Source organism: Spirillospora sp. CA-108201 (assembly GCF_050936235.1).
Classification (GTDB): Bacteria; Actinomycetota; Actinomycetes; order Streptosporangiales; family Streptosporangiaceae; genus Spirillospora.
The window spans coordinates 6,068,017-6,090,254 of sequence record NZ_JBNJNE010000001.1 but is presented as its reverse complement, the minus strand read 5'-3'; the positions used below and the strand labels follow the sequence as shown (position 1 = coordinate 6,090,254).

At 69.2% G+C, this 22,238-nt stretch carries 18 protein-coding genes, 1 tRNA gene and 1 pseudogene; 12 read left to right on the top strand and 8 right to left on the bottom strand.

Going from position 1 to position 22,238, the window contains the following annotated elements; translation table 11 throughout:
* Nucleotides 1-651: 651 nt before the first annotated feature.
* The 8 genes from dnaN to ACQEU6_RS29275 all read left to right on the top strand — a co-directional run bounded on the left by dnaN (nucleotide 652) and on the right by ACQEU6_RS29275 (nucleotide 10,686).
* Nucleotides 652-1,794 carry a DNA polymerase III subunit beta gene (dnaN, locus tag ACQEU6_RS29310; RefSeq protein ID WP_499336277.1) on the top strand — a complete coding sequence of 381 codons (1,143 nt, stop codon included), beginning with the start codon at nucleotides 652-654 and terminating at the stop codon, nucleotides 1,792-1,794.
* A complete protein-coding gene (gene gnd, locus ACQEU6_RS29305) occupies nucleotides 1,795-2,829 on the top strand; it encodes a phosphogluconate dehydrogenase (NAD(+)-dependent, decarboxylating) (protein ID WP_499336276.1) in 1,035 nt (344 codons plus the stop codon).
* Nucleotides 2,830-2,986: 157 nt separating this feature from the next.
* Nucleotides 2,987-4,129, top strand: coding sequence for a DNA replication/repair protein RecF (gene recF, locus ACQEU6_RS29300; protein ID WP_499336275.1), 1,143 nt, complete (start codon nucleotides 2,987-2,989; stop codon nucleotides 4,127-4,129).
* Nucleotides 4,126-4,644 carry a DciA family protein gene (locus ACQEU6_RS29295; protein WP_499336274.1) on the top strand — a complete coding sequence of 173 codons (519 nt, stop codon included), beginning with the start codon at nucleotides 4,126-4,128 and terminating at the stop codon, nucleotides 4,642-4,644. Before recF ends, ACQEU6_RS29295 begins: the two co-directional genes overlap by 4 nt.
* Nucleotides 4,645-5,002: 358 nt before the next feature.
* Nucleotides 5,003-6,940 carry a DNA topoisomerase (ATP-hydrolyzing) subunit B gene (gene gyrB, locus ACQEU6_RS29290; protein ID WP_499336273.1) on the top strand — a complete coding sequence of 646 codons (1,938 nt, stop codon included), beginning with the start codon at nucleotides 5,003-5,005 and terminating at the stop codon, nucleotides 6,938-6,940.
* An 82-nt stretch (nucleotides 6,941-7,022) separates the two neighbouring features.
* A complete protein-coding gene (gyrA, locus tag ACQEU6_RS29285) occupies nucleotides 7,023-9,527 on the top strand; it encodes a DNA gyrase subunit A (RefSeq protein ID WP_499336272.1) in 2,505 nt (834 codons plus the stop codon).
* A gap of 42 nt (nucleotides 9,528-9,569) precedes the next feature.
* Nucleotides 9,570-10,520, top strand: coding sequence for a DUF3566 domain-containing protein (locus ACQEU6_RS29280; protein WP_499336271.1), 951 nt, complete (start codon nucleotides 9,570-9,572; stop codon nucleotides 10,518-10,520).
* Nucleotides 10,521-10,609: 89 nt separating this feature from the next.
* Nucleotides 10,610-10,686, top strand: a tRNA-Ile gene (locus tag ACQEU6_RS29275).
* Nucleotides 10,687-10,749: 63 nt separating this feature from the next.
* Here ACQEU6_RS29275 and ACQEU6_RS29270 read toward each other — a convergent pair.
* The 6 genes and pseudogenes from ACQEU6_RS29270 to ACQEU6_RS29245 all read right to left on the bottom strand — a co-directional run bounded on the left by ACQEU6_RS29270 (nucleotide 10,750) and on the right by ACQEU6_RS29245 (nucleotide 15,106).
* Nucleotides 10,750-11,316, bottom strand: coding sequence for a site-specific integrase (locus tag ACQEU6_RS29270; RefSeq protein ID WP_499340374.1), 567 nt, complete (start codon nucleotides 11,314-11,316; stop codon nucleotides 10,750-10,752).
* Between the two features lie 221 nt (nucleotides 11,317-11,537).
* A pseudogene (locus tag ACQEU6_RS29265) lies at nucleotides 11,538-11,873 on the bottom strand (tyrosine-type recombinase/integrase); the annotation flags it as partial.
* Between the two features lie 181 nt (nucleotides 11,874-12,054).
* On the bottom strand, nucleotides 12,055-12,444 hold the full coding sequence (locus ACQEU6_RS29260) for a VOC family protein (protein WP_499336270.1): 390 nt from the start codon (nucleotides 12,442-12,444) through the stop codon (nucleotides 12,055-12,057).
* Nucleotides 12,445-12,455: 11 nt separating this feature from the next.
* Nucleotides 12,456-12,824, bottom strand: a complete 369-nt coding sequence (locus ACQEU6_RS29255; protein ID WP_499336269.1) for a hypothetical protein — start codon at nucleotides 12,822-12,824, stop codon at nucleotides 12,456-12,458.
* Nucleotides 12,825-13,083: 259 nt separating this feature from the next.
* Complete coding sequence (locus tag ACQEU6_RS29250; protein ID WP_499336268.1) at nucleotides 13,084-13,587, bottom strand: DUF1269 domain-containing protein; 504 nt, start codon at nucleotides 13,585-13,587, stop codon at nucleotides 13,084-13,086.
* Between the two features lie 658 nt (nucleotides 13,588-14,245).
* Complete coding sequence (locus tag ACQEU6_RS29245) at nucleotides 14,246-15,106, bottom strand: dioxygenase family protein (RefSeq protein WP_499336267.1); 861 nt, start codon at nucleotides 15,104-15,106, stop codon at nucleotides 14,246-14,248.
* 389 nt (nucleotides 15,107-15,495) lie between these two features.
* Here ACQEU6_RS29245 and ACQEU6_RS29240 point away from each other — a divergent pair, with 389 nt between their 5' ends.
* Nucleotides 15,496-16,233, top strand: a complete 738-nt coding sequence (locus ACQEU6_RS29240) for a bleomycin resistance protein (protein ID WP_499336266.1) — start codon at nucleotides 15,496-15,498, stop codon at nucleotides 16,231-16,233.
* Nucleotides 16,234-16,916: 683 nt separating this feature from the next.
* Here ACQEU6_RS29240 and ACQEU6_RS29235 read toward each other — a convergent pair.
* Nucleotides 16,917-17,423 carry a transcriptional regulator gene (locus ACQEU6_RS29235; RefSeq protein WP_499336265.1) on the bottom strand — a complete coding sequence of 169 codons (507 nt, stop codon included), beginning with the start codon at nucleotides 17,421-17,423 and terminating at the stop codon, nucleotides 16,917-16,919.
* 429 nt (nucleotides 17,424-17,852) lie between these two features.
* On the opposite strand from ACQEU6_RS29235, the gene ACQEU6_RS29230 reads away from it, so the two are divergent.
* The 3 genes from ACQEU6_RS29230 (at nucleotide 17,853) to ACQEU6_RS29220 (ending at nucleotide 20,048) form a co-directional block, all read left to right on the top strand.
* A complete protein-coding gene (locus ACQEU6_RS29230) occupies nucleotides 17,853-18,086 on the top strand; it encodes a hypothetical protein (protein ID WP_499336264.1) in 234 nt (77 codons plus the stop codon).
* The gene (locus tag ACQEU6_RS29225) at nucleotides 18,043-18,984 is read left to right on the top strand and encodes a helix-turn-helix transcriptional regulator (protein ID WP_499336263.1); all 942 of its coding nucleotides are present in this window, start codon (nucleotides 18,043-18,045) and stop codon (nucleotides 18,982-18,984) included. Before ACQEU6_RS29230 ends, ACQEU6_RS29225 begins: the two co-directional genes overlap by 44 nt.
* A gap of 113 nt (nucleotides 18,985-19,097) precedes the next feature.
* On the top strand, nucleotides 19,098-20,048 hold the full coding sequence (locus ACQEU6_RS29220; protein WP_499336262.1) for a DMT family transporter: 951 nt from the start codon (nucleotides 19,098-19,100) through the stop codon (nucleotides 20,046-20,048).
* Nucleotides 20,049-20,443: 395 nt separating this feature from the next.
* Here the strand turns inward: ACQEU6_RS29220 and ACQEU6_RS29215 are convergent, their stop codons facing one another.
* On the bottom strand, nucleotides 20,444-22,237 hold the full coding sequence (locus ACQEU6_RS29215) for a M64 family metallopeptidase (RefSeq protein WP_499336261.1): 1,794 nt from the start codon (nucleotides 22,235-22,237) through the stop codon (nucleotides 20,444-20,446).
* Between the last annotated feature and the right edge of the window lies 1 nt (nucleotide 22,238).

The following is a 22,238-nucleotide window of genomic DNA, read 5'->3' as shown; positions in this document are numbered from 1 at the left end:
CCCCTGTTCGTACACACTGTGGACAGACCTGCGTCACGCCTGTGGACGGGCCTCGCCCGCGCCGTCCACACCCTGTTCAAGGCAAAGAACCGACAAAAGGCGCGCGTCCCCCGAGAATCGGCAGCGCTGCGCACAACTTGTGGAAAACTCTGGGGATTTTCGCGGATAACCCTGTGGGCAACCGTTGGAGAAGCTGAGGATGAACAGTGGACGGGTGTGGACCGGGTGTGCACCGCCGCCCCGCCTTCTGGGGAAAACCGGTGGACGGCCTGGGGACGGCCTGGGGACGGACCCGGAGATCACCGGTCCCGTCGTCCCCAGCGAAGGCGAACGGGCTGTATACCCGTGGAGAACTCGTGGAAAACCGGGGGATGACATGAGGATGACGTGTGGGGATGATTTCGCCGTCCCCAGGCGCCGCCGCGCCGTCCACGGCCCATGCACAGCACCGGTGGACAGAGAAACGCGCTCTCACCTGCGAAAACGGCCTCTGTCCACACTATCCACCGCCCCTATTACTAGTACTGCTCTACTTCTCTATCCAAGAAAAGATCCATCTCAAGTCAGGGCCTGGGGACAACGCGCACCGAGCGCCCCGGCCCGGACGAGATCAGCTCACCCTTGTCCGACACCTGCAGGAGGCGGGTCCCTTTGAAGTTCCGCATCGACAGAGACGCCCTGGCCGACGCCGTCGCCTGGACCGCGCGCACGCTCCCCGTCCGCCCCCCGGTGCCGGTCCTCGCGGGCATGCACATCGTCGCCGGGGGCGAGGGCAACGGCGACCGGCTGAAGCTGTCCGCGTTCGACTACGAGGTCTCCGCACAGGTGTCGACCGACATCGACGTGGAGGAGGCCGGGACGGCGCTGGTCTCCGGGCGGCTCCTCGCCGAGATCTCCCGCAGCCTTCCTCCCCACCCTGTGGAGGTGACGACGGACGGCGCGAAGGTGATGCTCCGCTGCGGCAGTGCGAAGTTCACACTCCTCACCATGCCTGTGGAGGACTACCCGACGCTGCCGGAGATGCCGCCCGCCGCCGGTTCGGTCGGCAGCGACGAGTTCGCCGCCGCCGTCTCCCAGGTCGCGATCGCCGCGGGCAAGGACGACACGATCCCCATGCTGACCGGTGTGCGTGTGGAGATCGAGGGTGAGACCGTCACGCTGGCGTCCACGGACCGCTACCGCCTCGCCGTCCGCGAGATGCACTGGAAGCCGGAGCGCCCGGACTTCTCCGCCGTCGCGCTCGTTCCGGCCCGCACGCTGGCCGACACCGCCAAGTCGCTGACGGCCGGCGCGGAGGTGTCGATCGCGCTCGGCGGGACGGGCGGCACCGGCGAAGGCATGATCGGTTTCGAGGGCGGCGGCCGCCGCACCACGTCCCGGCTGCTGGACGGCGACTTCGTCAAGTACCGCTCGCTGCTGCCGAGCGAGTACGCGGGCCTCGCCGAGGTCCAGACCGCCTCCTTCATCGAGGCCGTCAAGCGCGTCTCCCTGGTGGCGGAGCGCAACACCCCCGTCCGGCTCTCGTTCAGCCAGGGCGAGGTCGTCCTGGAAGCCGGGACGGGCGACGAGGCTCAGGCCGTGGAGGCCCTGGAGGCGTCCCTGGAGGGCGAGGACATCGACATCGCGTTCAACCCGGGGTTCCTGCTCGACGGGCTCTCCGCGATCGGCTCGGACGTGGCACGGCTGTCCTTCACCACTCCGACCAAGCCGGCCGTCCTCACCGGAAAGCGGCCGCAGGACGGGGAGAACCCGAACTACCGTTATCTGATCATGCCGGTTCGTCTGTCCGGATAAGTGCCATGCTCGGGGGCATGGCACCGTGACGATGTCCGCGGGGAAGCCGCGTCCCCGCAGGCGAGGCGGACCAGGCACGCACAGGCGGCACGCACAGGGGAGAGTGAGCGTTTCATGGAGCTGGGCATCATCGGCCTGGGCAAGATGGGCGGCAACATGGCCGAGCGGCTGCGCCGCGGCGGCCACACCGTCGTCGGCTACGACCGCGACCCGGAGGTCAGCGACGTCGGCTCGGTCGAGGAGCTGGTCGAGCGGTTGTCCCCGCCGCGCGCCGTCTGGGTGATGGTCCCCGCCGGCAAGCCGACGGCGGAGACCATCCACAGGCTGGGGGAGGTCCTGGAGGAGGGCGACCTCGTCGTGGACGGCGGCAATTCACACTATGTGGATGACCAGAAGCACGGCGAGGAGCTGGCGGCCAAGGGCATCGGGTTCGTCGACTGCGGTGTCAGCGGCGGTGTGTGGGGCCTGGAGAACGGCTACGCGCTCATGGTCGGCGGCGGTGACGACGACGTGAAGCGGCTGATGCCGATCTTCGAGACGCTCAAGCCGGAGGGCGAGTACGGCTTCGTCCACTCCGGCAAGGTCGGCGCGGGCCACTTCGTGAAGATGGTCCACAACGGCATCGAGTACGCGATGATGCAGGCCTTCGGCGAGGGCTACGAGCTGATCGAGGCCAGCGACATCGTCACCAAGGTGCCGGAGACGTTCCTGAGCTGGCAGGAGGGCACCGTCATCCGCTCCTGGCTGCTCGACCTGCTGAACCGCGCGCTCGCGAACGACCCCGAGCTGGACGATCTGCGCGGCTACGCCAACGACTCCGGCGAGGGCCGCTGGACCGTCCAGGCGGCCGTCGACCACTCCGTCCCGCTGCCCGCCATCACGGCGTCCCTGTTCGCCCGCTTCGCCTCCCGGCAGGACGACTCCCCCACGATGCGCGTCGTCGCCGCCCTCCGCAACCAGTTCGGCGGCCACGCCGTGGAGTCCGCCAAGGGCGCCGACTCCCCCGGGGCCGACGTCAGCCCTCCCTCGGTCTGACCCCCCAGTTATCCACAGTTGTGGGTTCCGGCCCCGGCTCTCAGCGGCATGTTCCAGGCTGGGAGTGGGGTCGGCCCCCCCTGGGCGGGGTGTGTTGGCCCGCTGGTGCGGGCGAGGTGTCTGGTGAGGGGTGGGGGAGGCTCTACGCTCGTGTGTTGTGCACGTCGCCCACCTCTCGCTGCAGGACTTCCGCTCGTATCCGACCGCCGAGGTCGCGCTGGAGCCGGGAGTCACCGCGTTCGTGGGGCCGAACGGGCAGGGCAAGACGAACCTGGTCGAGGCCATCGGCTACGTCGCCTCGCACGGCAGTCACAGGGCCGCGACGGACGCGCCGCTCGTCCGGCACGGGGCGCCGCGGGCGATCGTCCGGGCCGGGGTGGTGAAGGACGACCGCAAGGCGCTCATCGAGCTTGAGATCAACCCGGGCAAGGCGAACCGGGCGCGGCTCAACCGGTCCCCCGTCCCCAGGCCGCGGGAGATCCTGGGGATGCTGCGGACGGTGCTGTTCGCCCCGGAGGACCTCGCGCTCGTGAAGGGCGACCCGGGGGAGCGGCGCCGGTTCATGGACGAGCTGCTGACCGCCCGGGCGCCGAGGTTCGCCGGCGTGCGCTCCGACTATGACCGCGTCCTCAAGCAGCGCAACGCCCTGTTGAAATCGGCGGCCGCGCACAGGCGCTCCCCCGGCCCGGAGGTGCTCGCCACCTTGGACGTGTGGGACTCGCATCTGGCGCGCATGGGATCGGAGCTGCTGGCGGCACGGCTCGACCTCGTCGAGGCGCTGCGGCCGCTCGTGGTGCGGGCCTACGCGGCGCTGGCCCCGCACAGCGGCGCGGCCGACCTGATCTACAGGAGCTCCCTGGGAGACGCGGAGTTGTCCACAGACCGTGGACAACTGGCCGAGCAGATCCTGAAGGCGGTCGCCGAGTCGCGCAAGCAGGAACTGGAGCGCGGCGTGAGCCTCGTCGGCCCGCACAGGGACGAACTCGTCCTGCGCCTCGGGGAGCTTCCGGCGCGCGGCTACGCCAGCCACGGCGAGTCGTGGTCGTTCGCGCTCGGGCTGCGGCTGGGCGCGTTCGACCTGCTCCGCGCGGACGGCGACGACCCCGTCCTCATCCTGGACGACGTGTTCGCCGAGCTGGACACCGGGCGGCGCAGCCGGCTGGCCGAGATGGTGGCGCCGGCCGAGCAGGTCCTGATCACGGCGGCCGTCCCCGCCGACGTCCCCGCCGAACTGACGGGGGGCTCGTATACCGTCTCGGACGGCCAGGTCGTTCGTGACTCCGAGGGAGCGGGCGGGTGAGCGATCCACAGGATGTGCACAAGTCCTCCGAAGGCGGGGATCCTCCCGCCAAGTCGGGGATCGAGCTGGCCCGCGAGGCGCTCGCCCAGGCGAAGGCGGACGCGCTCAAGCGCGGCACGATGCCCGGCCAGGGCGGCAAGCGCAGGGGCGCCGGGCGGGGCGGGCGCGTGCGGGATCCCGGGCGGGGCGGCGACCCCAAGCTGTTCGGGGCGGCGATCCGCGACCTGATGGCGTCGCGCGGGTGGGAGCAGCGCGCCGCCGTCGGCGGCGTGTTCGGCAACTGGGCCGGCATCGTCGGCGCGGAGCTGGCCGAGCACACCCGGCCCGACCACTTCGAGGACGGGGAGCTCACCGTCGCCGCCGACTCGACGACGTGGGCCACGCAGCTCCGCCTGCTGTCGTCCACGCTCGTGCGGCGCCTGAACGAGGAGCTCGGCCACGGCACCGTCCGCCGCGTGAAGGTCGTGGGGCCCGCGTCGGGGCCGCGCCGGACCGGTGCGTGGCGCGCCCGATGAGCCGGGGCCGCCGGCCGCGCCGATGTGTCGGTGGCGGGTGGGAACATCTGTTCGGTGATGGGTCGACCAGTTCAGCGGCGAGCGCCACGTAGGCCAAATAACCCCCCTGACCCAATGGGGGGATGTGTCTCCGGGCCCGTTCGGCCGCCACACGCGCACACAGCGCTCGCGAGTGCCACTTTTCGCCTCGTCACCCGGTAGAATGAATGCGGGTTCAGGATGCTGCGCCGCCATTGGGTGCCCGGGGCTCTGACCAGCACGACCAGAGCACCGACCGGGCGCCCCCATGTGTGTTACGGGGCACACCGCGCCTCCCTCGGGCGCGGAGCGGCAGACATCCCCGGCAGGAGGATCTCCTTTGGCGTACGACGCTAGTTCGATCACTGTCCTTGAAGGGCTTGAGGCGGTTCGCAAGCGCCCGGGCATGTACATCGGCTCGACCGGTGAGCGCGGCCTGCACCACCTCGTCTACGAGATCGTGGACAACGCGGTCGACGAGGCCTTGGCCGGCTACGCCGACGACATCGTGGTCACGCTCATGGCCGACGGAGGCGTCAGCGTCCTCGACAACGGCCGCGGGATCCCCGTCGGCATGCACCCCGTGGAGAAGCGCCCGGCCATCGAGCTGGTGCTGACCACGTTGCACGCGGGCGGCAAGTTCGACGGCAAGTCCTACGCCGTCTCGGGCGGCCTGCACGGTGTGGGCTCGGCCGTGGTGAACGCGCTGTCCACCCGGATGGAGGCGGAGGTCCGCACCGACGGCCACGTGTGGCGCCAGTCCTACACCTGGCAGGGGCCCGAGATCGAGCTCCAGAAGGGCGAGGAGACCGACGAGACCGGGACCCGCATCACGTTCTGGCCCGACTCCACCATCTTCGAGACCCTTGAGTGGAACTTCGAGACCCTCTCCCGCCGCATGCAGGAGATGGCGTTCCTCAACCGCGGACTGTCCATCACGCTGCAGGACGAGCGCCCCGACCACGTCAACGGCGAGCCGCACGTGGTCCGGTACCACTACGAGGGCGGCATCGAGGACTTCGTCCGCTACATCAACGCGCGCAAGGACGCCGCGCACGAGTCCGTCGTCTACTTCAACGACGACACCACCGGCATGTCGGTCGAGATCGCCATGCAGTGGAACTCGTCCTACTCCGAGTCGGTCCACACCTTCGCCAACACCATCAACACGGCGGAGGGCGGCACCCACGAGGAGGGCTTCCGGGCGGCGCTCACCACGATCGTCAACCGGTACGCCCGCGACAAGGGCCTGCTGCGCGACAAGGACGACAACCTGACCGGCGAGGACGTCCGCGAGGGCCTCACCGCGATCATCTCGATCAAGCTGGCGGACCCCCAGTTCGAGGGGCAGACCAAGACCAAGCTCGGCAACACCGAGGCCAAGTCGTTCGTGCAGCGGGCCTGCAACGTCTACCTGCGCGACTGGTTCGAGGAGAACCCGGGCGAGGCCAAGGAGATCATCAGTAAGGCGTCGCAGGCGGCGCGCGCGCGTGTCGCGGCGCGGCAGGCGCGCGACCTGACCCGGCGCAAGAGCCTGCTGGAGTCGACGTCCCTGCCCGGCAAGCTGTCGGACTGCCAGTCCACCGACCCGGCGAAGTCCGAGCTCTACATCGTGGAGGGCGACTCGGCGGGCGGCTCGGCCAAGGGCGGCCGCAACCCGCACTTCCAGGCGATCCTCCCGATCCGCGGCAAGATCCTCAACGTGGAGAAGGCCAGGATCGACAAGATCCTGAAGAACAACGAGGTGCAGGCGATCATCACCGCCCTCGGCACCGGGGTGCACGACGAGTTCGACATCTCCAAGCTGCGCTATCACAAGATCATCCTGATGTCGGACGCCGACGTGGACGGCCACCACATCAACACCCTGCTGATGACGCTGCTGTTCCGGTTCATGAAGCCGCTGATCGAGGCCGGCCACGTGTACCTGTCGCAGCCGCCGCTCTACAAGATCAAGTGGGACGCGCGGGGCAACGAGGCCGACTACGCCTTCTCCGACTCCGAGCGGGACGCGATCATCGAGGCCGGGATCGCCGCGGGCAAGCGCGACCCCCGTCCCCGCGACCTGGTGCAGCGCTTCAAGGGCCTCGGCGAGATGAACGCCAACGAGCTGTGGGACACCACCATGGACCCCGACAACCGGGTCCTGCTGCAGGTCCAGCTGGACGACGCCGCCCAGGCGGACGAGCTGTTCAGCGTGCTCATGGGCGAGGAGGTCGAGCCCCGCCGGGAGTTCATCCAGCGCAACGCCAAGGACGTGCGCTTCCTCGACATCTGAGGTACGCGCCAGGGCCGGCTCCCCGGCCTGACTCCCAGAGGCGGACGTACTTCCTTCCCACCGAGCAGAAGAGGTCTTGAGAGTGACGGACGTGACCACAGAGGGCGGGCACCCGGGCGAACGGATCGAACCGGTCGACATCCAGGTCGAGATGCAGAAGAGCTATCTCGACTACGCGATGTCGGTCATCGTCGCGCGCGCGCTGCCCGAGGTGCGCGACGGCCTCAAACCCGTTCACCGCCGCGTCCTGTACGCGATGTACGACGGCGGCTACCGGCCCGACCGCGGCTACTTCAAGTGCGCCCGCGTCGTCGGCGACGTCATGGGGAACTACCACCCCCACGGCGACTCGGCCATCTACGACGCGCTCGTCCGGCTAGCCCAGCCGTGGTCGATGCGGTACCCGCTGGTCGACGGGAACGGCAACTTCGGCTCGCGCGGCAACGACCCCGCCGCGGCCATGCGGTACACCGAGTGCCGCATGGCGCCCCTGGCGATGGAGCTCCTGCGCGACATCGACAAGGAGACCGTCGACTTCTCCCCCAACTACGACGGCCGCTCGCAGGAGCCCGACGTCCTGCCGTCCCGGTACCCGAACCTTCTGGTCAACGGGTCCGCCGGCATCGCGGTGGGGATGGCGACGAACATCCCGCCGCACAACCTGCGCGAGGTCGCCGACGGCGTCCGGTGGTACCTGGACAACTACGGCGCGTCCGACGAGGACCTGCTCGAAGCGCTGATCGAGCGGGTCAAGGGCCCCGACTTCCCGACCGCCGGCCTCATCGTCGGCCGCAAGGGCATCGAGGACGCCTACCGGACCGGCCGCGGCTCCATCACCATGCGGGCCGTCGTGGAGGTCGAGGAGATCCAGGGCCGCACCTGCCTCGTCGTCACCGAGCTCCCCTACCAGGTCAACCCGGACAACCTCGCCCTCAAGATCGCCGACGGTGTGAAGGAGGGCAAGCTCGACGGCATCGCCGACGTCCGCGACGAGACGTCCGGCCGGACCGGGCAGCGCCTGGTCATCGTCCTCAAGCGGGACGCCGTCGCCAAGGTCGTCCTGAACAACCTGTACAAGCACACGCAGCTGCAGGAGACGTTCGGCGCGAACATGCTCGCGCTGGTGGACGGTGTGCCGCGCACCCTGCGCATCGACCAGTTCGTCCGGCACTGGGTCGCGCACCAGATCGACGTCGTCGTCCGCCGCACCCGGTTCCTGCTCCGCAAGGCCGAGGAGCGCGCCCACATCCTGCGCGCCCTGCTCAAGGCCCTCGACCGCATCGACGAGGTCATCGCCCTGATCCGGCGCTCGCCGTCCGCCTCGGAGGCGCAGCAGGGCCTGATGAACCTGCTGGAGATCGACGAGATCCAGGCGCAGGCCATCCTCGACATGCAGCTGCGCAAGCTGGCCGCCCTGGAGCGCCAGCAGATCATCGACGAGTACGACAAGCTCATGGCGGAGATCGCCGACTACAACGAGATCCTCGCCTCGCCCGAGCGGCAGCGCCGGATCGTCGGCGACGAGCTCGCCCCGATCGTCGAGAAGTTCGGCGACGAGCGGCGCACGCAGATCATCCCGTTTGACGGGGACGTGTCGTACGAGGACCTCATCGCCGAAGAGGACGTTGTCGTCACCATCACCCGCGGCGGCTACGCCAAGCGCACCCGCACCGACCACTACCGCGCGCAGCGGCGCGGCGGCAAGGGCGTCCGCGGCGCGCAGCTGAAGCAGGACGACATCGTCGACCAGTTCTTCGTCACCACGACGCACCACTGGATCCTGTTCTTCACCAACAAGGGCCGCGTCTACCGCGCCAAGGCCTACGAGCTGCCCGACTCCGGACGCGACTCGCGCGGCCAGCACGTCGCGAACCTGCTCGCCTTCCAGCCCGACGAGCACATCGCCCAGGTCATGGACCTGCGTGACTACGAGGTCGCCCCCTATCTCGTGCTCGGCACGAAGAAGGGCCGCGTCAAGAAGACCGCGCTGCGCGACTTCGACTCGCCCCGCACCGGCGGCATCATCGCCATCAACCTCGTCGACGACGACGAGGTGATCGCGGCGCGGCTCGTGTCGTCCGACGACGACCTGCTGATGGTCTCCACCGGCGCGCAGGCGATCCGGTTCCGCGCCGACGACGAGTCGCTGCGCCCGATGGGACGCGCCACGTCCGGCGTCATCGGCATGCGTTTCGAGGAGGACCAGGAGGTCCTCAACATGCTCGTCGTGCAGGACACCGCGCAGGACGTCCTGGTGGCCACCCGGGGCGGCTACGCCAAGCGCACCCCGGTGGACCAGTACCCGCTCCAGGGACGTGGGGGTAAGGGCGTTCTCACCGCTAAGATCGTGGAATCTCGCGGGATGTTGGTAGGGGCCCTGATGGTCGGCCTGGACGACGAGGTGTTCGCGATGACGTCGAACGGCGGCGTGATCCGAACCACCGCAGCCGAGATCAAGCAGTCCGGCAGGCAGACCATGGGCGTCCGCCTGATGAATCTCGCCGACGGGGACAGCGTGGTGGCCATCGCGAGGAACGTAGAGTCCATGGAGGACTCCGACGACGCCGAAGGGGACGACGGTGAGTGACGTATCCTGCATCGTCACCGAGCCGCTAGGCCAGGAGGACACGTGAGCACCGAGCCCGGGCAGGACAACGACGGGGCCGCCGGCGCCGGCAAGGGCGGCGACCGGAAACCCGGCGCCAAGTCCGGCCCCGCCAAGCCCAAGGGGAAGCCGGGCAAGACGGTGGCCGCCGCTTCCGCCAAGTCCGGCCGCGACGAGACGGTCGTCGACATCGACACGGGTGCGACCGACCCCGCCGGCAAGGGCGCCGACGAGACGCGGTTCGATCTCACCCAGGTCGACGGCACGCCGGAGATCGCCCCGGTCAAGGACACCGCCGAACAGCCCAAGCCCGCCGCCCCCGCGCCTCCGGCCGGTTCCACGTCCGGCCCCGCAGGCCCCTCAGGGCTCACGGGCGGCCCCGGCTCGGCGGGCTGGGCCAAACCCGCCGAGCCGTCCGGTTCGGTCTCCACAGGACGTACGGACAAGCCCGGCAACGCGTTCAATTCGAGTGGCGGGCCGTCCGGCAATTCGTCCGGCGCGGGCGGGGGCCGCGGCTTCGCCAGCACCGTTCTGAAGGACCGCCCCTCCACCGCCATGGCCCCGGCCAACTCCTCGTCCAAGAACACCCCCGGCAAGCCCGCCCGCAAGGCCCAGCTCCAGCTCGCCAGGCTCGAACCCTGGTCGGTGATGAAGTTCAGCTTCGTCATGTCGCTGGTCTGCTTCGTCGTCCTGCTGGTCGCCGTCGTCGTCCTGTACGTGATCCTGTCCGGGCTCGGCGTCTTCGACGCGATCAGCGACACGGTCAACAGCCTCACCAAGGAACAGGGCGAGACCACCGGAAGCGTCGACGCCGGAAGCTGGTTCTCCTTCATCCGCGTCTTCGGCTACACCGTCCTCGTCGGCGCTCTGAACGTCCTGCTCATCACCGCCCTCTCCACGGTCGGCTCCGTGATCTACAACCTCGCCGCCGACCTCGTGGGCGGCGTGGAGGTCACCCTCAAGGAGGCCGAGTAACCCTGCCGCCGCCGCCCGGCAATCGATTTCCGGTTGCCCGCTCAGATGGGGTAACCTCTCGTTGCGCCGCCAGGGCGGCGGCACACTCCGGGCCTATAGCTCAGTCGGTTAGAGCGCATCCCTGATAAGGATGAGGCCGGTGGTTCAAGTCCACCTAGGCCCACCAGTTCAAAGACCCCCGCCGGGTATCGGCGGGGGTTTTTTGACGGCAGCCGTGACGGCAACGGCCCTAGCTTTCCGAGTTGCCGACCAGTTCCCCGGCCACTCTGCCGAGCCCCGACCGGTGATCCTCGTGGTCTCCGTGGGTGAAGATCTCCAGCGTCACCGCGATGCGGGCGTGGCCGAGGATCTCTTTCGCGTCACTCGGGGGGACGCCCATCCTCTTGAGGAGTGACGCCGTCGTGTGCCGCAGGTCGTGAAGCCGGATACGGCGAAGCCCAGCGTTCGTGCAGATCCGTTCGAAGACGCGCGTCAGGTTCCGAGGCTCGATCGGTCGCCCGGAACGGGTCGTGAAGACGAGGCCCGTTTCCGTCCAGTTCTCACCAGCCGCGCGCTTTGAGTACATCTGCCGTTCGGCCAGTTCGATCATGCCTTCCCAGCCGGGCGGGAGCATGGGCAGGTGCCGCCGCCCGGCGTCCGTCTTGACCGGCGTCCGGGAAAGCTCGCCGTCGATGCGCTGCAACTGCCAGTGCACGCGTATCACCCGCTCATCCATGTCGAGGTCTTCCCAGGCCGGGCCGAGAACCTCACCACGCCGAAGCCCGTAGGTCATCATCAGCGCGAACCCTGGGTACAGCGGTTCCTTCCTTGCCGCAGCCAGGAAGGCCCGAGCCTCATCAGCGGTCCATGGCTTGACCTTGCGGTTTGGGGGCCGGCGGCAGCGTCGCGAGGTGAGCGGCGTTCACCGAGATCAGCTCTTCGCGCATGGCCCGAGTCAGCGCGGCACCCCGGGGTCATGCGCATCACGTGGACCTTGGCCACGGAGTGACCCGCCCTGATTTGCGCGTTGAAGAACGCCTGTACCTTGGCGACCCGGATCCGGTCGAGGGACGCCTTGCCGAGATCGGGCTCGAGGTAGAGCCGAACCGTCTGCTCGTACTTCTTGTAGGTGTTCCACCGCTTGGCCGGACGCACGACGTGTTCAAGCCAGTAGTCAAGGAACGCGCCGTTGGCGCGCTCACGCCGCTCGTCGGGTTGACGGTGGTTCGGGCCGGGCCAGTCGGAGCCGGCAGCGACATAGGTCAGGGGCCTCGACGTTCTCGCCGAGACCCCGTAGGTGGATGGCTGGCCGCCCCTGGCGCGACGGTCAGCGATGTGGCCAGTGCCGGGACCTGGTGCCGGCGATGAAACCAACGAATACAGAGCCGTCTGTCACGGGGTAGGCGCCATTCGCGCGGGGGCACCCTCCGGACAGGTCCGTTCGTCTTTTGCGGCTACGCCGATCCACAGGCATATGCACGGCTGTGGATGACGGCAGTGACGGTGACAGCGGCAGCTCGGCTTTGCGGAGTCCCGAACGTGGCCGGCTCGGCCGTCAGGACACGCAGATACAGAACTCGTTGCCTTCCGGATCCCGCCAGACCTGCCAAAGGTCCTCTTGCATCCGGTCCACAGGGCTCGCTCCAAGCTCGACGGCAAGCGCGACAGCCTGGGGGAAGTCGTCAGCCACCAAGTCGAGGTGGACGCGGTTCTTCACACTCTTGGCTTCCGGAACCCTCTGCAAGGCGAAGTGCGGACCAAGGCTGATCCAGTCGTCCTCGCGCCGGGTGATCGCCAGACCGAGCAGCCGACTCCAGAACTCGGCCAGAAGATCGAGGTCATTGGCGTCGACGACGATGCCGTTGATCCGGATGCCCATCTGACCCTCCGCCGAGGTCCGCGCAGGAGAGCCGATCGCTGCCGCCAGACGCGAAGCCGGCTTCACGCCTTGATCCTCTAGCCGCGCGGCCGCGGCTGGAGGGCTTCGCGGGTCTCGTCGGCCAGGTCGTCCACCACTTGGGCGACGGCCTCGACCAATGCCCTACCTGTCGGAGTGCCGGTCACCGTCCATACCTCCCGGTCTTCCTCCTCGACACCGGTGACGCCGCTGACGGCGCTCAGCGCCTCCTCGATGCGGCGGCGCAATTCGGATTCGAGTGGGTCGGTACGGACGAACTCCATGACCCAAGCGCTCACGCTCCACACCGGCCCTGCCCGGAGCTTGGAGGCCGAGACGGCGCGCAGGTCCGGCTCTCCCGTCCTGCGCACCCATTCCTCGGCTGTCGCGGAGTCGAGCGGCTGAACCTGCTGGACGTCATCACTCACGCGACGAGGCTAACGCCGCTCAGGCGCGGTTGGAGAGTCGATAGATCAGGTGGGTGACGCCGCGGCTCTGGATGATCTGCGGGTCGCAGATGCTCGCCGCTCTGCGCGGTGACCTTGAACGCCACGTCCGGATGGGCGGTGTCGATCTGGTTCCGCAGGGCAGAGGCCGGTTTCGAGGGACTCGAAACCGGCCTCTGGGTCGTCGGCGTGCCTTGGCCTTCTGGGACGAGCGGGCAGGTCGCTGCCAGGAGCAGGGTCCTCAGGCGGGCTGGGGTGCGCGAGCGGCCTTCACGGCCTCGCGCAGGTGCTCCTCCTGCTCGGGGGACAGCGACGTCTGGATGAGCCTGCCGCCCAGCGGCGCCATCTCCGGGACGGCCTTCTCGGGATTGCGCTTGTCGACCAGGACGAACACGGCCGCGGCGCCGGGCGGCAGGTGGTCGCCGAGGTTGCGCATGAAGTCGTCGTCGATGCCGGTGTCGGTCGCGGAGCCCATGGCGGCGCCGGTGGCTCCGCCGATGGCCATGCCCAGCAGCGGCATCAAGAAGATCAGTCCGATGAGCCCGCCCCACGCGGCGCCGCCGAGCGCGCCGCCCGCGACGAGGTTGCGCGCCTGATGGATCTTGATCTTGCCGTTCTTCCTGTGCTCGACGATGACGATGTCGGCCAGTTCGATGATGTGCTCCTTGTGGAGCCGGACGAGCTTCTCGCGCGCCTGCTCGGCGTGCGGCAGGTCGTCGTAGGCGACGGCGATCAGGTCGCTCATGTCTCCCCCGTTATGCCTCCCGCTGCCGGGCGCAGGAGGTTCGTGGTCGCTGTGTGCGGCGGTTCCCGGCGTGCCGACCACCCGCATGATCTGTCGGGATGCCCTGAAAATCCCCAATGAGCAGTCCGCTGCAAACCGTGGGCGATGGCCTCTTGGCCCGATTTGGGAGGAATTGTGGGTTCTGATTGGCGAAAACCGGCGGCTCATGGGCGGGGGCAGGAGAGAGTCGGCGGCCGGCGGGAGGGGAAGGGGACGCGGGGTAACGGTTTCGCTGGAAGGTTGACAGGCCGGTCATGCAGGCTTGGCAATGGGCGATACGCGGGGCGGCATGGACGCCCACCCGTCTTGCGGGACAAGGCCGTGGAGGACGGAAGGCGTCTGCTCGTTGCGCTTGCCCAGGTGTGGGGGCACGGCGGCGGCCTGCGGGTTCTTCGCTTCTTCTCGGCCTTGACGGTGTTGAGATCGCGTCTTCGCCGGCGCGGCCCGGAGCCGGTTATCCAGATAATGGGGGCCGTTCTCCACAGGTTGTGGATAAGTGAGCGGCCGGCGATGCCGATGAAGGGGCCGCACACGTCGAACCCCGCCACAATGCCGGGCAGGAGTGGCGATCATGAGGGCTGATCCGTGGCACGCCGCGGCGGAACGTCCTCGGGGCGGGTCACCCGGACTCTCTGCTCAGGACCAGGTCGAACTCGGCGTGCCGGAACGGAGCTCGGACGCCGTTCCGGGCGGCCGTCGCTCCGTCGTCCGACTCGGCGAAATCGACGATGAGGCTTTGTTTGACAGCGAAGACCGCGTCAGAGTCCAGGTAGGGACTGCCGGCCACGAAGACATGAGTGGTCAGCGGGGTGTGGCCGTCCGCCCGGACGATGAAATGGATGTGCGCCGGCCGGTAGGGGTGCCGTCTGACGGCCCCCAGAAACCGTCCGACCGGGCCGTCCGTGGGGATCGGGTAATGGCTGGGCAGGACGGTCCGGAACCGGAACCGCCCTTCGGAGTCGGTGTGGAAAAGACCGCGCCCGTTGCCGGACGGTTGGACCCCGGGTTGCTGGACGTCGTAGAACCCCTTCTCGTTGCACTGCCAGACGTCCACCTCGGCGTCAGGCAGGGGCGTTCCATCGCCGCTCAGGACACGGCCAGCCACCAGGCACGGTTGTGCCTCGCCGACCAGGTCGATGCTGTCGCCAAGCGCGCGCGGGGGCGACTCGACCATGTGGAACGGGCCCAGAACGGTGCTCTCCGTGCCGTCTCCCTCCTCGTTCAGCGTCTCCACCAGCATGGAGACGCCCAGGACGTCCGACAGCAGGACGAACTCCTGGCGCGTGTCGGTGCAGGTCTGGCCTACCGCGGTGAGGAACTCGACCGCCTGCTCCCATTCGCGGATCGACGGCCGCACCTCACCGACGAATGCGTGGAGGTGGCGGGTGAGCGCGTCCAGCAGCTCACGGAGTCGCGGGTCGGGAGTGTCGCGAAAACTGTCCTGGACGGCCCGCGTTGCAGTGTGCTCGTTGAAATCCACGGATGCCTCCCTTTCCACAACCTGTGGAAAACTCTGGCGATGGAACGTCTCCACCGTCGGGAGCGGCGTTCACCGGGCTGCCGCATCGCCCGCCGGCGGCACCGATCTTCGTGGACCTTTCCGTCCCGGCGCCCAGTAAAGATCGTCCTCGGTGTGCGGCGGCCGCGGCGTCGATGATCGCGATGACGCACATCATCCCCCACCTCCCCGGCTCGCGCGCTTGAACGACGCGTCCTTGTCGCCGATGCGCCGGCCCCGAGTCCGCGTCTTGGCCGATTCCGTCGATCCGTGACCGCCTGCCGCGTCGTCATTGGCGGCTCGCGCTCGGATGACGCCCACGGCATCTAGTCAAACTTGACTAACTTTATCGCTCTTCCTACGCTCCGACCATGGGTGAGAAGGCGATTCCGATTTTTCCGTGCCGGTCGATAGAGCTGACCTGGAACTTCTACCGGTCGCTCGGTTTCGAGCAGACGACCTGGCAGACACGTCCCAACCCGTACCTCGCGGTCCGGCGCGGCGACGTCGAACTGCACTTCTACGGGTGGAAGAAGCACGATCCGGCCGCGTCCATGAACATGTGCTACATCACCACGACGGGCGTGGACGCTCTCTACGAGGCGTTTCGCGGCGGGCTCCGCGAGGCCCTCGGCCGCGTGCCGGCGCGGGGGCTGCCCCGGCTGGGTGCGTTGCGGGACATGTCGTACGGCGTCCGGCAGTTCCTGCTCAGCGACCCGGACGGGCTCCAGCTCCGCGTCGGCCAGGCCATCTCGAACGACACGAGCCATGCGCCCATCCCGGAGGAGAAGGTGGCCCGGGCCTTCCACATGGCAGCGCTCCTGGGCGAGTCGAAGGGGGATCACCGTGCCGCTGCCCGGATCCTCGACGGGCTGCTGCGCTCCGGTGAGGCGCTGTCCGCGGCCGAGCGGCTGAGGGCCCTGGTCCTGCGCGCCGACGCGGCCGCTCACCTGGAGGATTGGCCTCGCGTCCGCGCCCTCGCGGCCGAGGCCCGGGCGATCGACCTGCCCGACTCGTCCGAGCCGGCCGACGACCTCGGCCGTCTGGCCGACCTCGAAGCCGCCGTTCCCGCCGACGGCCCGGCCTCGCCGGCCGGGGACGCGCGCTGACCGGGCCTGCGCGCGGGTGAGACCCCCGGTTCGGCGCCTCCCGACGTTGATCGTCCCGCCTCGATCAGCGGGCCGGCCGCCGCTGTGGAGCCCGGGTGCCGTTCGCCGTCGTGTCATCCCTGATGGGAGGGCCGTGTTGGGGACGCGGTTGGGGATTGCTGTGGGCAACTCTGTCCACCGGTGAGGTGGAGCTGTGGAGGGGGTTCGCCCACAGGCTGTGAACGGGGTGTGGAACATGCCGGCGCGAAGCGGGTTTCCCTGCTGGTCAGAGGCTTTTCCACGACGTGGAAAAGTGAGCGCGCGAGCTGGGGGCGAGCTGGGGAAGAATGTGGACGCGGAGTCGCGCGGCCGTACCCAGGTTGTGCACGACAGTTATCCACAGGTTGTGGATTCTGTGGACGGACGGGTGGCCGGGGTCATGATGGGAAGGGCGGCGCTCGACACGCCGTCCGGGCCGTGGAAAGCCCGGCTGTTCTGGGGATCCGCCTGTGGACGCACCCTCGGAACGCCCTGCTGCGACGACGAGGAAGGTGTGCGCGATGACTGCCCACAACCTGTGGATAAGTGTCCGAGAACCTTCCGCTGGAAGAGGTCTTCAAGAAAAGAACAGGCCCTCGCACGTGTGGGTACGAGGGCCGGTCGAGAAGCGGTGCCGGTGGACGGCTCCACTGGGTGGTGAGTGCTCACGCGGCGACTGCCGTCACGATGGAGGCGATGAAGAGCCACCACCAGTGCCACGCTTGGTCGAGGGCGTACCGCCCCGTCCCGAGCACGAGGTTGTCGTCCTTGCCGGCGCGCTGGGCGCCGAGCCGGTAGAAGGACCCCACGTCCTCTCCCTTGGCGCCCCTGAGCCTGTCCACGAGTTCGGCCAGGCGCTGCAGGGTGGTCCGACGGTCGGCCCAGTAGTGGGAGACCGCCGAGATCAGTTGTCCGAGGGTGAAGCTGAACAGCGAGATCCGCAGGTCGAAGAGCGCCCACACCATGCCGACGACCAGCGAGGTGCAGACGGTGTAGGACGCGACGTGCCGCAGGCATGCCAGGCGACCTTTCCACATGTGCTCGCCGTGCAGTCCCTTGTCCCTGTCCTGGACGCTGGTCTGGACCCAGTGGTCGGCGACGTTGTGGGTGATGAGCATCGTGGCCAGCACGACCACGAAGGTCAGGGCGGCGACGATCCTGTCTGGAGACATGATTCACCTCGCGGTGTTTTCGTTACCGGCCCGGGGAGACCCCGAGCAGCCGACTCCGAGCGCCGGATGATCAATACCGTTTCACAGTCGGTGCCTGTCTTGCGGTCATTCGTGACCAGGGAGTGACCAGGCTTGCCGGGAGTGACCAGGCTTGCCGGGAGTGCGGGCTTGCTGGGAGTGGCGGCGCTCCGGGAGCGGTGGCGCTTGTCGGGGGTGGCGGGGTGTGGTCGGGATGAGGTCGGGGGGTGACTTCTGTTGGTCTGTTCATGAACCGTGTGACTCGGCTCGGTGCCGTGGAGGCGAGCGGCGCGCCACGCCCGGCGGCACGGTGCTCTTCGCGCCCCGATCGGCTCGCAGGCCCGGCCGACCGGCACGGGAAGGCCTCTCCGACCTGCGAACATTTGTTCGAACGCGTGCTACCCTCCCCGCATGGGGCAGTTGCTGAACGAGCCGGTCCGAGCCGAACACGACCCGGCGGGGCGGCTCACCGCGTACGAGTGGCGGGGGGCGCGCTACGCGGTGGACGCGGTGCTGAAGACCTACGGATCGGCCCAGGAGGGCAGGGTCTACCGGTTCCGCGTCACCGGCGTGGAGGGCGTGGCCGTCGTGGAGCTCGGCCGTGACGAGGACCGCTGGCGGCTCCGGCACGTCTTCTCGGCCTGACGGGCCGCCGCAGGGGGAGGCCCCGTCCGGCGACCGGGGGGTCGACCGGACGCTGTGGACGCGCGTGGGAGGCATCCAGGGCGCGCCGCTCGATCTGCTGACGGCACGCATCGGCCGCCGGCACTACGCGCCGCACATTCATGACGAGTACGCCATCGGCGTCACCGTCGACGGCACGGAGACGATGCTCTACCGGGGCGAGAGGATCTACTCGGCCGCCGGCAGCGTCGTCGTGGTCGAGCCGGGCGAGGCGCACACCGGCGGTCCGGCGCGTCCGGAAGGCTTCGCGTACCTGTGCCTCTACCCCGCCGCCGAACTGCTGGGCGCGGCGACGATCGCGGAGCCCGGACCGGCCTCGGCCGAACCGCACTTCACGAACCCGATCATCGACGACCGCGGGCTCGGTGAGGCGCTGCGCCTCGCGCACCACGCCCTGAGGCTCGGCGCGGACCCGCTGGAGGGCGAGTCGCGGCTGCTCGGCGTGCTGGGCGCCCTCGTCCGGCGCCATGCGGCGTCCGGCCCGAAGGCGGTCCCCGCCCACCGCGGGGCCGAGGCCGGGCGCATCGCGAGAACGGTCGCGACCCGCCTGTCCGACGAGCTGATCGCCCCGCCGACGCTCGCCGAAGTCGCCACCGACCTGGGGCTTTCGCGCTACCAGCTGCTGCGCGCCTTCCGCGACGCGATGGGCATGCCGCCGTACGCATGGCTTGCCCAGCACCGGGTTGCCCGCGCTCGGGTGCTGCTGGACGCGGGGCACCGTCCCGCCGAGGCGGCGACGCTCGTCGGGTTCGCCGACCAGGCGCATCTCACCCGCTGGTTCCGGCGCGTCCTGGGCGTCACCCCGGGCGTTTACCGCAACAGCGTTCAAGACAGCACATCTCGCCGACCTTCATTCTGAACGTCCATCCCGGGGCGATCCCGGGTGCCCTGGGCCGATCGCGACCGAGCCCGCCCCACCGGACACCCGGGCGGGAGGCGGCCCGGGCGGGGCGGTGGAGAACGGAGGTCGGGTTGAGTCGCCGCGGCTGGATGCTGTTCGCGCTGATGAGCGTGCTGTGGGGCATCCCCTATCTGTTGATCAAAGTGGCGGTCGAGAGCGTCTCGGTCCCCATGGTGGTGTTCACCCGCACCGCGCTCGGCGCGCTCATCCTGCTGCCTCTGGCGGTCAGGTCCGGGCGACTGGACGCGGTACGCCGCCACTGGCGCCCGCTCCTGCTGTTCACCGCGGTGGAGATCCTCGGCCCGTGGGCGCTGCTGTCGGACGCCGAGAACCGGCTGACCAGCTCCATGACCGGGCTGCTCATCGCCGCGGTCCCGATCATCGGCGTGGTGTTCGCGCGGCTCACCGGGGACGCCGAGCGGCTCGGGCCCCTCAGATGGGCGGGTCTGCTGGTCGGCCTGGCCGGTGTCGGCGTGCTCGCCGGGCCGCACCTCGGCGGCGGCAGCGCGTGGGCGATCGGCGAGGTCATGCTGGTGGCGGTCGGGTACGCGATCGCCCCGATGATCGCCACCCGGCGCCTCCAGGACCTTCCGAGCCTGCACCTGGCCGCGTTCTCGCTGGCGGTCGCCGCGCTCGCCTACACCGGCCCGGCCATCGCGACCTGGCCGAGCGCCCTGCCCGGCGGACGCGTCCTCGCCGCGCTCATCGCCCTCGGCCTGGTCTGCACCGCATTGGCGTTCATCGTGTTCTTCGAGCTCATCCGGGAGGTCGGCACGTCCCGCGGCATGGTGTTCACCTACGTGAACCCGGCCGTGGCGGTCGTGGCCGGCGTCGCGTTCCTCGGCGAGCCCCTCACCGGGACGATCATCGCGTCCTTCGTGCTGATCCTCGGCGGATCCGTCCTCGCCACCGCGCGCAGGTCCCGGGCGGGCGGCCCGGCGCCCCTGCCTGACGGCGGCGCCACCGCCCACGCCCCCGAGCCGGCCGCGAAACCCGCCCCGGAACCCGCCCCCGACCACTGAGCCCACCCTCGTCCTGAGACCGCGCCTGGACGGGCCCTGCCTTTGTCGTCACCTCGCCCGACCGCTGACGGCCGGCCCTCCGCCCACGCAGCAGGTCGGTCGGGCTCCGCAGAAGGACAGGCCCAACAGCCTTCACGCAGATTGGGCCGCGGCCCCCAGCGGACCCAGCCCGCAGCGAATCAGGCTCCAAACGAATCGGGTCCGCAGTGGGGGTGGGCTCAAAGCGGATCGGACTGGAGCAGGGTGGGCCCGCAGTGGACCGGGCCCGCGGTGGAGCGGGCCCGGTGGGATCGGTCTCGGAGTGGGGGCGCACCGGAGTGGACGCTGGTGGGGTGGGTGGAAGGGGGGCTGGGCGGCGCGGTTGGTGATGGGGGTGGGGGTGCCGGGTGTTGGGGTCAGCGGAGGGTGGCGATGAACTTGCCGGGCTTGCCGACGTTGCCCGCCGGGTCGATCGCGCGGTACTCGATGGTGTGGCGGCCCTTGCCGAGCTTGCCGTAGGTGAGGCTGTCGATGACCGTGCCGTTCTCGGTGAACAGCCAGGGGGCGGACGAGTCGGTCGGCCAGCCGAAGTAGTTGAACCAGCCGTCGCCGTCCACGCGGAACTCGGAGACGACCACGCCTGGACGGTCGTCCGCGCCGGTGAGCCGCATAGTGAAGGGACCGTCGAAGACGTATTCAGGCGTACGCCCAGGCCGAACCTGGCTCTGTGCTGCCTTGGACAACTCGAACGTCACTGTCGGCGCCTGCGCGTCGACCGTCCATGTGCGGGTGTCGGATCCGACCCGTGCGACGAGGGTGTGCGTGCCCTTCGCCAAACGGAACCGTCCGAGGTCGATGTCCCGGTCGCCGCCGCTTACACGGCGCCCGTCCAGCACCCAGCTCACCTTGGGCACGCTCTGTGCGGGGTGTGTCGTCTCCACATAGACGACGGAATCCCCTCCCACGGGCTGGTCGTTCGGCGTGGAAGAACTGAAGCCGACGGGCACGTTCTCGGACGGGGTGGTCGCGCTGGTGTCGACCGTCCATGCACGCACCTGCGTGAGTGCGGTGGACGACCGGATGGCGGGGTCCCGGATGAAACCGGTGGGGTCGGTGACCGTCGCCTTGACCGTGTGCGTGCCCTTCCTAAGGTGCAGCCTGGACAGGTCGAGGTTCGAGCCCCGTCCGACGGTCTTCCCATCGACCGTCCATGCGACGGACAACGGGTGGCCGGTCGGATGCATCGTTTCGACCCACAGCACACGGTCGTCGCCCACCGGAGATTCCGTGGGCGTGTTCGCCTGGACGAGGTTGACCTTGCCGGAGATCCGCTGCGTCATCCGCTCACGCGCGACCTGGTCGTAGTAGTAGCCGAGCGTTTTCATCATCGAGTGCTGGCTCGGCCTCCACACGCCCTTACTCGAGTAGAGGCCGCCCTCGTACCGTCCAATGATGCCCCCGGCCTCGCTGCGTTCGCCGAGCCATCGCCACCACTTCTTCTTCTGCGCCTTCATCTCCATCTCGGTCAGAAGCGTGTGGTGGATGGAGCCGGGCTCAGGACCGGAGTACGTCCCGCCAGGGACGCCCCGCTGGTAGTAGTCGTACTCGTCGTCCAGCCCACCCAGAGAGTGGCCGAGCTCATGCGGAGCGATGAGAGCCGACATCGCGTTCCCGCCGGACGCCGTCGCATAGGCGCCGCCCGCACCGCCGTACGTGTCGCTGTTGGCCAGAGCGAGGATCTGACGATTCCCTACAGTCGTGCCTTGGACGAGGTCCGCGTACGTCTTGGCGGCCGCAGAGTCCATGACGAGAAGACGCTGAATGCCGTCCTCTCTGCAGCCGCTCCAGAAGGCCATGCTCAACGGCGTCTTGCGGCGGGGTGAGGAGAGCGCCGGGTCGCAGCTCACACCGGACTCGCTGGACGGCGTCTCCACCGCGTACACGTTGATGTAGCTGCGGTACGACTTGAACGGCTCGATCGTCCACAGGTCGTTGAGGTGCTTGGCGAGGTGTGCGCGGAACTTCGGCATGTCCGCCGCCGTGTACCCGTCGCCCAGCACCACCAGGTTGAAGCGCTTCGCGGGGTCGCCGGTGACCTGCACCGGGACCACGGTCGCGCCCGTGGGTTCGGCCGCCCGCGCCGGCACCGCCATCAGCGGCAGGACGGCCGCGGCCGCCGTCCCGATCACGATCTTCCTACCCGTCCACATG